The organism is Photobacterium sp. GB-72, from assembly GCF_003026095.1.
Lineage (GTDB): Bacteria > Pseudomonadota > Gammaproteobacteria > Enterobacterales > Vibrionaceae > Photobacterium.
The window spans coordinates 22,048-32,210 of record NZ_PYNV01000029.1 but is presented as its reverse complement, the minus strand read 5'-3'; the positions used below and the strand labels follow the sequence as shown (position 1 = coordinate 32,210).

At 38.6% G+C, this 10,163-nt stretch carries 8 protein-coding genes; all 8 read left to right on the top strand.

Annotated features, from left to right (window positions below; genetic code table 11):
* Positions 1–463 precede the first annotated feature (463 nt).
* The 8 genes from C9J40_RS21070 to C9J40_RS21035 all read left to right on the top strand — a co-directional run bounded on the left by C9J40_RS21070 (position 464) and on the right by C9J40_RS21035 (position 10,161).
* Positions 464–1,603 carry a glycosyltransferase family 4 protein gene (locus C9J40_RS21070; protein WP_107247904.1) on the top strand — a complete coding sequence of 380 codons (1,140 nt, stop codon included), beginning with the start codon at positions 464–466 and terminating at the stop codon, positions 1,601–1,603.
* Positions 1,600–2,976, top strand: a complete 1,377-nt coding sequence (locus tag C9J40_RS21065) for a lipopolysaccharide biosynthesis protein (RefSeq protein ID WP_107247903.1) — start codon at positions 1,600–1,602, stop codon at positions 2,974–2,976. Before C9J40_RS21070 ends, C9J40_RS21065 begins: the two co-directional genes overlap by 4 nt.
* Complete coding sequence (locus tag C9J40_RS21060; protein WP_107247902.1) at positions 2,963–4,306, top strand: O-antigen ligase family protein; 1,344 nt, start codon at positions 2,963–2,965, stop codon at positions 4,304–4,306. Before C9J40_RS21065 ends, C9J40_RS21060 begins: the two co-directional genes overlap by 14 nt.
* Positions 4,296–5,447 carry a glycosyltransferase gene (locus C9J40_RS21055; RefSeq protein ID WP_107247901.1) on the top strand — a complete coding sequence of 384 codons (1,152 nt, stop codon included), beginning with the start codon at positions 4,296–4,298 and terminating at the stop codon, positions 5,445–5,447. The genes C9J40_RS21060 and C9J40_RS21055 overlap by 11 nt, the downstream gene beginning before the upstream one ends.
* A gap of 65 nt (positions 5,448–5,512) precedes the next feature.
* The gene (locus C9J40_RS21050; protein ID WP_107247900.1) at positions 5,513–5,851 is read left to right on the top strand and encodes a hypothetical protein; all 339 of its coding nucleotides are present in this window, start codon (positions 5,513–5,515) and stop codon (positions 5,849–5,851) included.
* A gap of 3 nt (positions 5,852–5,854) precedes the next feature.
* A complete protein-coding gene (locus C9J40_RS21045) occupies positions 5,855–7,303 on the top strand; it encodes a sugar transporter (protein WP_107208689.1) in 1,449 nt (482 codons plus the stop codon).
* The gene (locus tag C9J40_RS21040) at positions 7,296–8,363 is read left to right on the top strand and encodes a glycosyltransferase (protein WP_199188141.1); all 1,068 of its coding nucleotides are present in this window, start codon (positions 7,296–7,298) and stop codon (positions 8,361–8,363) included. Before C9J40_RS21045 ends, C9J40_RS21040 begins: the two co-directional genes overlap by 8 nt.
* 10 nt (positions 8,364–8,373) lie before the next feature.
* Positions 8,374–10,161, top strand: coding sequence for a sugar transferase (locus tag C9J40_RS21035; protein WP_107247898.1), 1,788 nt, complete (start codon positions 8,374–8,376; stop codon positions 10,159–10,161).
* Positions 10,162–10,163 lie beyond the last annotated feature (2 nt).

The window sequence follows — 10,163 nt, the reverse complement described above, 5'->3', positions numbered from 1 at the left end:
ATATTTGAATTGACTGTGCCAAATAACCGAAGTTATTTGTATTGGTCACTAGTATCATTGATAAATCTTTCGACTTAACTTTTCAACGAGTGCCCACACAGATTGCATGGTCAAATTGTTAAAGAACAATACTGAACTCGGTAACCGCTTACGCCGTTGTCCGTGTCAGTGGGGTCGCATTATAAGAGCAAATATAAAGATGGCAAGAATAAATTAAACAAAAAAAACCAAGTGTTCATAATTCAAACAATACCTCCATTGGTGATTATTTTCACCTCTATTTGTGCATCTTCTCTTACTAAATAACCCTATCCAACCTTAATGATGAATTGCAAAACACAAGACGTTTAATCACGATGCGATGCAATCTGTCTCAATAGCTGATGATCTTCTTACTTAAGTGCCACTGAAACATGGCACTAAGTTTGAATTCTTTATTAAAAGTCATTCGCGGAGCACTGTGATGAAGACAATAGGTTATGTGATCCCTTGTTTCCCTACTTTATCTGAAACATTCACGGGTGTTGAAATGAGAGCAATGATTTCACTTGGACATCATGTTGTTCCGTTTTCATTTATGAAAGGTCAACACTTTCAACGTGCTGATATTCCATTAATGAAGCAGTGTTGCTACCCCTCAAACCTTCCCTACTATAGTTTTCGCCACATCACCCGTTCCGTAAGAAGCTTACCTTTTATTTACCAACAACATGAGTTCGGAAAACTCGCTCTTATTCGGCAAGGCCTACAATTAGCGCTATGGGCACATAGTTACCAATGCCAGCATCTTCATGCGCATTTTGCTTGGCATAGCTCAGCGATTGCAATCGTTGCAGCAAAAATATTGAATATTCCAGTGTCATTTGTTGGACATGGCGCTGATATCTACGCAGGGCCTCAAGATTTACAAGCCAAGCTTTCTCATTGTCAGTTTTGCTGCGCTGTGACAAAGGCAATGCATGATCATTTGCAATCACTAACAAAGACACCTGTTCACTATCTACCTTGTGGGATTGAAGAGCAAAACTATCCCACTTTAAATAATGAATGGTCTCCATCTAAGCGCTTTTTATTTATTGGTCGATTGGTTGAAAAAAAAGGGCTTATAACGTTATTGAAAGCCATACAACGACTCAAACACCCGATTGAAATCGATATTGTTGGTGATGGGCCATTAAAATCGGAACTAATATCTTTTTGTAAACGGCATGGACTCATAAACGCTGTTTCTTTTTTAGGCAGTCAAAATGCAGATTGGCTACGATCTCATGCTCAACGTTACCAAGGACTAATCGCTCCTTTTACCATCGCTAATAATGGTGATACTGATACAGGCCCACTAGTTTTAAAAGAAGCCCTTGCATTAGGGATCCCTATTATTACTACTAACCTTGTTGGCTGTACTGAGATCCTTTGCTCTGATATAGGAGTGATGATACAGAAAGATTCACCTACAGAATTAGCAACGGCAATTACAAACCACCAGCTAAAAAGCTATCAGGAATTAAAAACTCAAAGAGAGCTCGGTTATAGGCATGTCATGAAAGCCTTTACTGCAAAAGCTCAAGCGCAACGGCTATCACAGTGGATTGAAGCACTATGAGCACATTAAAGGTTGTTGCGGTTTATGGGATTGGAGTCGTCTTTTGTAAACTGATTGGATTGCTACTTCAACCTTATGTTACAGATCAATTAGGTTTGGAAGAATACGGTAAGCTTGATGTATTATTAGTTTTAACTACATTCTTATCACTGCTCATTAGTTTAGGCATCATTGATGGTCTCTATCGTTTTTATCATGATGCATCAAACCCAACACGGTTATTAGGCCAAGCCTTATGGCAAGTTATGTTATGTGGTGCAATAATTACAAGCCTGCTTGTTTTTTTTAATCACGATATTCAAACGCTTTTACCTGGTCCACCGCCACTTTTTTCCTTTAATTGTTTTATTTTTACTATCTACTTTAACTCTCTTAACGCTATCCCTTTAGCAAAGCTAAGAATTGAGAATAATGCTAAACACTTTGTAAGTATTTTACTTATCACGGCATTATTGCAAGCGGCCTTAGCGCTCTTGTTGGTCACTACATGGAAAGTTGATGGTATGGCTTTAGCTGGATTGATCGCACAAGTCGTGTGTAGTGTTTTACTCTATAAACAATGGCCAATACCACACTTCTCAATGAACCCCGCATTATTAAAATATGGTGCAATTCTAACTATCTCTGGATTATTGGGTTTTATTTCATTAGGTGCTGAGCGTTGGGCTATCGCGCATTATTTAGGAGTGGAAGCGGTATCTCCTTATGCAATTGCAATGCAGTGGGGGGTTGCCGCTAGTTTATTAATAGAACCTTTTGCGTTGTGGTGGTTTCCAAAACGATTTAGCTTTATCAATACAGAGCAACGTAAACAATACTTAGCCAATATTACTATTTTAGCTTGCCAGCTTTGCATACTTATTTCTGCTCTTGTGCTTTTGTTCGGTCCTGTTTTTTTAAGGTTTTGGCTTAATGCTGAGTTTTATTACAGTAGTGTTCTTATCCCATTCATCGCATTGTGGTTAATGCTAAAAGGCTGTTGTACTTTTCTTAATGTCGGCTGCTATTACCACGAACATGGACAAGGAATATTATTGATTAATAGCCTGTCAACGCTATTATCATTACTCGTTTTTATTTATATATTACCCTTATTTGATATTCTCGCATTGATCTATTGTGGAATTGCGATTCAAGCGTTGCGCCTTTTTATTTTTTACTTTTATAGTCAATACCATCTCCCTCTGCGATATCCTCTCTCTGATTTGTTTGTCAGTTTTTCACTTATTATACTGATCTGTTTTTGTCAGCAATATCAACTCACTTATTTTCTCATTCTGTTAACTCCTCTTCTTTGCCTTCAAATCTATTGGCCTTGGCGTCACCTTTGTAACTATCGCCATGTATTACAGGTGATCTATGACAAGGGGTAAACAAATTATCATCGCTTTGTTTAGTACGATAAGTTGCTTTATTGTAAGCAATTACACGTTTAAACATTACTTTGCATTTCTTGGAATACTGTCCCTGCCCTTTGTTGTTAAGCGTGCTTTTTTACTCTGTATTTGGTTTATTCTTTTTTCATATTTTCGCTTACATGAAGCAATGCCATTCCTTGAACCCTTTAAAATACCCAAGTTATTAGCACTTGCTTGTTTGGTCGGATTAAGTTGGCAGTTATGGATGAACTATCGTAACTTCAAGTGGCACCCATTACATACATGGCTACTTTGCTTTGCATTTTGGGTCAGTATTAGCTGTGCTTTTGCTTCTAATAGAGAAGAATCATTTGAAATGTTGTCAGGTAACTTTCTAAAAATCGTTTTAATGGTTTTTGCTATTAGTTTATTACCCACCCATATTTCTCAACTAAAAAGAATTCCTTATTTACTCTTTCTTTGTGGTTTATTGATTGCCTCTATTACGTTGTATAACAAATATTATGAGATTGGATTAGTCGAAGAAACACGTGTCACGATTGGCCGAGCATTTGGATCAATGCTCGGTGATCCTAATGATCTCTCTTTAGTTCTGTTATTTCCGCTATCATTTACTGCTGTCTATATTTTCCATGGTCACATTATTGCTCGTCTTATTGCGATGCTTATTAGCATAACTCTCCTAGCAGGTATTGCAGCAACGGAAAGTCGAGGTGGACAATTGGGAATAATTAGCGTGGTATTTATGTCACTGCTTCTTCGCAGTAAAAATATCGTCACACCACTTATCATTACCGCTCTTGGGATCATGGCTTTATTTGTCGCCGCAGGTATTGAAAACAGATTTGTTTCATCTGCTAGTTCAGGCGCCATTGATGAGTCTGCAATGGGGCGTCTTTATGCTTGGGGCGCTGCAATAATGATGGCAGTTGATCATCCATTTACTGGTGTTGGATTAAGTAATTTTTATAATAATTACTATTTTTACTCAGTACATTGGGATGGTAAGAACCATGCTGTTCATAGCTCTTGGTTTGAAATATTAGCTGAGAACGGATTTGTCGGGTTATTCTTATTTGCTACTTTGTTAATAAAAACTTTCCAACTTAGTTACCGCTTACTTAAACGATTAAAAAAAACAACATATCAACCACTTGCTGAAGGGCTATGGCTTGGCATGGTTTCCTTTTCTGTCAGTGGTACTTTTCTCACACAAGGAACAACGTGGCCTTTTTATATTTTATTAAGCTTATTAATTGCAACCGATCGATTAACTTGTAATACAAATCAACTCCATAAAAAGGATTTGAGTCATGGATCGTGATATAGAGTTTATTATTTTTGGTGAAGATTGGGGGCGACACCCATCTAGCACTCAGCACTTAATATCAATCATTGCTCAGCAATATCCTGTCTATTGGGTCAATTCTATTGGTTTAAGGCAACCCCAACTGCAAGCTAAAGATATCAGGCGTATTATCGAAAAGCTCATGGCTTTTATGCGTCGTGCTGCAATAGCTGATACTGAAATCTCCGCCACAAATTTAAAAAAGATCATCAAACCTCTTGTTTGGCCATTAGCTCGAAACAAGACGATGAAATACATCAATAAAAAGCTATTATCAACACAACTTCCCCCAAAAAAACACTATCGCGTTTTATGGATAGCTCTACCGAGTGCGATTGAATATATCGAACTCTGCCAAGCTGATTTAATCATTTATTACTGCGGAGATGATTTTTCAGCACTAACTGGCGTTGATCATGATAAAGCAATGCAAGCAGAACAAACATTAAGTATGCAGGCCGACCTTATTTATGTGGCAAACAGACAATTAATGGCGCGCTTCCCGAAACACAAGACACATTATTTGCCCCATGGTGTTGATCTTCATTTATTTCAATCAAAACATGAATGCCCACCAGCCATTGATAAAGAGACAAAAAATATTGGCTTTTATGGCAGTTTAAATAATTGGCTTGATTACGATTTATTACAACAACTCGCATTAGCGCGCCCACAGCTTCAATTTTATTTGCTTGGGAATAAGGAGTGCCATCAAGTTCAGCAATTGCAAAATGAGAATATCCATCTGTTACCAGCGATACCTCATCACCAACTCGCTAGTTATTTACAACATTGGCATATCGCTATTTTACCTTTCATCTATAATCAACAAATTAAAATGTGTAACCCCTTAAAATTAAGAGAATATTTAGCAGCCGGATGTCCTGTCATTAGCAGTAAATATAAAGCCGCAACAGAGTACTCACCTTTAGTGTCAATTGCGACAACTCAGAAAGAATGGCTCTCGGCAATTGATCGCATTACACAGTTAACCCCACAACAAGTCGATGAATATAAACAAAAAGCATACCAAAGCGTCCAGCATGATAGTTGGCAACGTCGTATAGAAAAGATAATTAGTACTATACAAAAAATACGATGTTCAACGACTGAATAACAAACCCTTACATCAGGCACTCTTTTTGCAGTCTTTCTTATACACACAAGAAAAAGGAATGCGTGATGATAAGAACAATCTATCTAATCATCTTACTAGGGCTGGTTGGGTGTGCCAGTACCTCACAATCCAATAAGAAATTAGAGCTTTTTTTTAGTTCAGAGCAAGTGACGTTAACCGCAGAGCAACACCGTAAAATCATCCAATTTTTTTCAACCTTCTCATATAACCAAATAACAGCAACAGTAGGCCCTGCTAAGCTCAATAATAAATTTGACGCTTTATTACACAGTCAAAAACGAATGCAAAACATAGAGACGATCGCACAAGAGCATCAAATCCCTTTAACGTTGGAGTATTCTCCTCAAATAACAATCGATACGTTGCTCCTTCGGAGTAACTAAGGTATGCGCCACCTCTTTATAACGCGCTTATATCCATTACTTTATGGATTATGGCTTCATCGTTATTTATTAGTTTTACCCATCATCATTATGCCTTTTCTAATGACAATAGGCGGCTTTCTTAAAACTAAGTATTACTACTCTGAAACCACTATTTTGGTTCAGGAGGCCGCATTGCTTAATCCTTTTTTAGAAGATTTATCTATTTCAATGAATCTAGAGCAGCGAATTAAAGCACTCCAAGTCGTGATCCAAAGCCAATCAACGTTGGCGATCGTAATTGATGAACTCGATCTAGTGCCTGATAAAAACCCGCAAAAAATTAAACACGTCACCGCTCAACTCGAAAAAGGGATAACCCTTGATTTGACAGGTAACGATCTCGTTCAAATGAGTCTTGTATGGCAACAACCCGAACAAATTCCAGAAATATTAAATATTCTTTCTCGCATTTTCTTAGAAAAGCTACGAGCCCCTGGACGAGCATCGATTGATAATTCAGAAGTGTTTTTACAAAAACAATTAACAACAACCCAAAAAGATTTAGAGCTTGCAGAAAGTGAGCTTGCCACCTTTAAAGCAGAAAATGCGGATAACTTACCGCTCCTACAAGGCGTCAATGTTGATACTAGTATTAAATTGTTAAGGAAAATAAACGAATCAGAATTGGCTTTACTCCACGCAACAAGTAAACGTGATAGCATGTATAAAACACTGATAAATACCAACCCTGTTATCGGCAAACTAGAGCAAGAAATTGTAATGGCCGAAGCCGAGCTTGCTATATTACGTGCCAGTTATACCGATCAACATTCATTAATTAAAAATGTACTCCGCCGTTTAGAGCGTTTAAAACAAGAGCGGACTCGGCAAGTTGAGTTACAGCAATCACTTTCCCCAGATCAAATCAACAGTTTATGGCAACGGCTAGTTAATAGCACTCAAGATCCTGAAAACCAAACCCAACCTATATTGCTCAGCCAATTTGAAACCTTACAGCAAGCAGAGTCTGAAATCGATGCCATTAATCAAGAGCTCGTATTACTCAAAAAACAAGCTGCAAATATCATAGGAAAACGGGTGGAGTTTGCAGAATTAGAAAAAAAACTCACCAGTTTAGAGCGAAACTATAAGGTCAAATCGAACATTTATAACCAACTACTAGAGCGCTATGAAATGGCCAGAGTCACTGGCCACCTTGGGCGTTTTGAAGAACCAGACAAGCTCAAAATAATAGACAAACCCTCAGTACCGAATGCTCCTCAAAATTGGCCATGGTGGATGAACTTTTTGTCCGGCATTCTTTTTGGCGCAGTCATTGCTTTATTTCTTGTAGGCATCTCGATTATTTTTGATACGCGATTATATCAATCCAGCCATATCCGACAGTTAGTATCTTACCCAATCTTGGTGCGCATTCCTTACTTCTCAAAGGAACATGAACATGGTTAGAACACTACAAGTCGTCCAACATTTACGCCCTGGCGGGTTAGAAAAGCTCGTTCTGAATTTGGTGCGTTTTGCCTCATCAAAGCATCGTGTTTATGTTGCTTCATTAGAAGAAACAGCCACATCTGCTATTTCAGCATGGCCTGAGTTAGCAGCATTTAAAAACCAATTAATATTTTTAAATAAACCCTCAGGTATACATCTTCAAACCGCTTATCAATTAAGAAAAATCATTAATAAGCTAAAGATCACCACGGTTCACAGCCACCATTTAGGTCCTTTACTCTATAGTCGACTCGCACTATTAGGGCTAAGCACAACCCATATACATACTGAGCACGACAGTTGGCATCTAGAAGAGCCAAAACAACAAACCCTCACTCGTTGGCTATTAAAAAATAAACATGTTGAACTCGTCGCCGATGCCCCAACAATAGCCAAAGATCTTCATCAACGATTAGGTCGTCCAGCTGATCATATTATTAATAACGGTATCGACTGTCACTTTTACTGTATTGGTGATCAAGCCGACGCTCGTCATGACTTAGCGTTGCCTCAGAAACAAATACTCATTGGTAGTGCTGGGCGACTGGTTTCAGAAAAAGGGATTGATACCATGCTTCTCGCCCTATCATCACTTCCAGAGCATTATCATCTTGTTATTGCAGGTGATGGCGAGCAGTTCTCAAACCTCAAACAGCTCGCCTGTCGTTTACAGCTTGAGCATCGTATTCACTGGTTGGGTTATTGTAAAAACATGCGTTCTTTTTATCGCGCTATTGATGTGTTCTGCATGCCGTCACGTCATGAAGGACTCCCCTTAGCTTTGCTTGAAGCACAAGCGTGCGGTAAACCGATTGTGGCATCAAATATTGGTGCGATCCCCGATGTCGCCCATCCAGAAAACAGTGTATTAATATCGCCTAATGATCCTGTCCAATTAGCTCACGCTCTAAATCATGTACTGACACATAAGACTAATGAAACAAAAACAGCGCATTTCATCCAACACGTTGCTGATGTAAGAACGATGACAGCAGCGTATGAAGCCCTCGCGAAGTAAGGAGCTAACCATGATGGTAAGTTGGTTTATTCTTTTAATTCTAACGCTAATTATTATTTATCATCATGTTATCTATAGTGCTGTTATGGTGTGGTATGGACAACATCTAAAACGAAAAACCATTACAGTAGAACCAGATAGTTTTCCAGCCATTGCGATCCTTATTCCGGCTTATAATGAGGAAGCACATATTAACGATAAACTGGCTAATTTATTGATGCTTGATTATCCCGCAGAAAAACTGTTTATCTTCATTTGTTGCGATGGTTGTAATGATGCAACCGCAAAACTTTGTCGCCAATGGGAGAGGCAATTTCAACGGGCTAATATTCATTTTCAGTTGCAAATAAGCACCAGCAATAAAGGAAAGTTAGCGCGCCTAAATCAACTTATCACGATGGCACAACCTTATGCAGAACTGGTTGCATTAAGTGATGTATCAGCGCTTATCTCGATCGATGCCCTTAAACAAGCAACCCATAGTTTTAACGATCCTAAAGTTGGTGCAATCACAGGTAATTACCTTATTTATGATGGTAATACAGGTGAGAAACAATACTGGTCTTGGCAAAATAATATGCGCTTTGCGGAATCACATTTAGGTAGTGTTATTGGTGGCAATGGCGCTTTTTATATTATGCGATCACGCTTATTTCAGCCATTGCCTTACGACACCATCAACGACGATTTCATGTTGCCGATGCAAGTGCTTAAGCAAGGTTATAATGTGATTTATAATGAATGCATAAATAGTATTGAGCTCGATATTAGTAGTAATGAACAAACCCATCAACGAAGACAGCGTATTGGCGCCGGTAACTTACAGCAACTGATCCGCTGTCGTTTTGTATTTAATCTCCACCAGCCAGGGGTAAAATGGTTATTCGCATCTGGTAAAGGTTTAAGAACCTTAATGCCTTTTCTTTTCATCATGTACTTAAGCATAACCTGTTACCTTGCCGTCCATGGCTCACTTCTCGCCATATGGTTAACGGGATTGCAAGTCGTTGGATATGGTCTTGCGGCACTACCTCTATTAGGTGTAAAAAATAAACTGTTAAATAAATTACATTATTTAATAGGTGGTTACCTATCTTCTTTAATTGGAATGCTACGCTATCTCTTTGGGCAATTTAGAGATGGCTGGAAAAAAAAGCCGCCTCTCAATACCTACCAACATTCTTTTACGATTATTCTCAAACGCTTCTTCGATATTCTTCTCAGTTTTATAGGATTATTACTCACACTTCCATTATGGCCCCTGATTGCCTTGCTTATACGGTTAGATTCCAAAGGTGATATTTTTTATCGACAAGTGCGTGTAGGACAAATTAATGATGAACATATCATGTTGTTCTCCATGTTGAAATTTCGCACCATGCAATCTAACGCTGAAGCAAAAAGTGGCGCGGTATGGTCTCAAAAAAATGATCCTCGTATCACTCGAATAGGAGGGTTCTTAAGAGATACGCGATTAGATGAACTGCCTCAATTTATTAATGTGATAAAGGGAGACATGTCATTAATTGGCCCTCGCCCTGAACGCCCTGAACTATGTGGAAATTTGCAAAATGCATTGCCTTTCTACTTAGAACGAACTCGAGGCTTACGCCCAGGTATAACAGGCTTAGCACAAGTAAATCAAGGCTACGACAGCTGTATAGAAGACGTTAAAGCGAAGATCGCATGGGATCATGCTTACGCTATCGCATTAGCATCACCATTACAATGGCTTAGAATGGACTGCTGGATATTGCTCAAAACAGCATACATTATGGTAACGAGACGTGGACAATAGTT

Bases quoted from the DNA above. Each gene is read 5' to 3' on its own strand.
- C9J40_RS21055 (WP_107247901.1), top strand. From the start codon at position 4,296: ATGGATCGTGATATAGAGTTTATTATTTTTGGTGAAGATTGGGGGCGA.
- C9J40_RS21035 (WP_107247898.1), top strand. From the start codon at position 8,374: ATGATGGTAAGTTGGTTTATTCTTTTAATTCTAACGCTAATTATTATT.
- C9J40_RS21050 (WP_107247900.1), top strand. From the start codon at position 5,513: ATGATAAGAACAATCTATCTAATCATCTTACTAGGGCTGGTTGGGTGT.
- C9J40_RS21060 (WP_107247902.1), top strand. From the start codon at position 2,963: ATGACAAGGGGTAAACAAATTATCATCGCTTTGTTTAGTACGATAAGT.
- C9J40_RS21045 (WP_107208689.1), top strand. From the start codon at position 5,855: ATGCGCCACCTCTTTATAACGCGCTTATATCCATTACTTTATGGATTA.
- C9J40_RS21065 (WP_107247903.1), top strand. From the start codon at position 1,600: ATGAGCACATTAAAGGTTGTTGCGGTTTATGGGATTGGAGTCGTCTTT.
- C9J40_RS21040 (WP_199188141.1), top strand. From the start codon at position 7,296: ATGGTTAGAACACTACAAGTCGTCCAACATTTACGCCCTGGCGGGTTA.
- C9J40_RS21070 (WP_107247904.1), top strand. From the start codon at position 464: ATGAAGACAATAGGTTATGTGATCCCTTGTTTCCCTACTTTATCTGAA.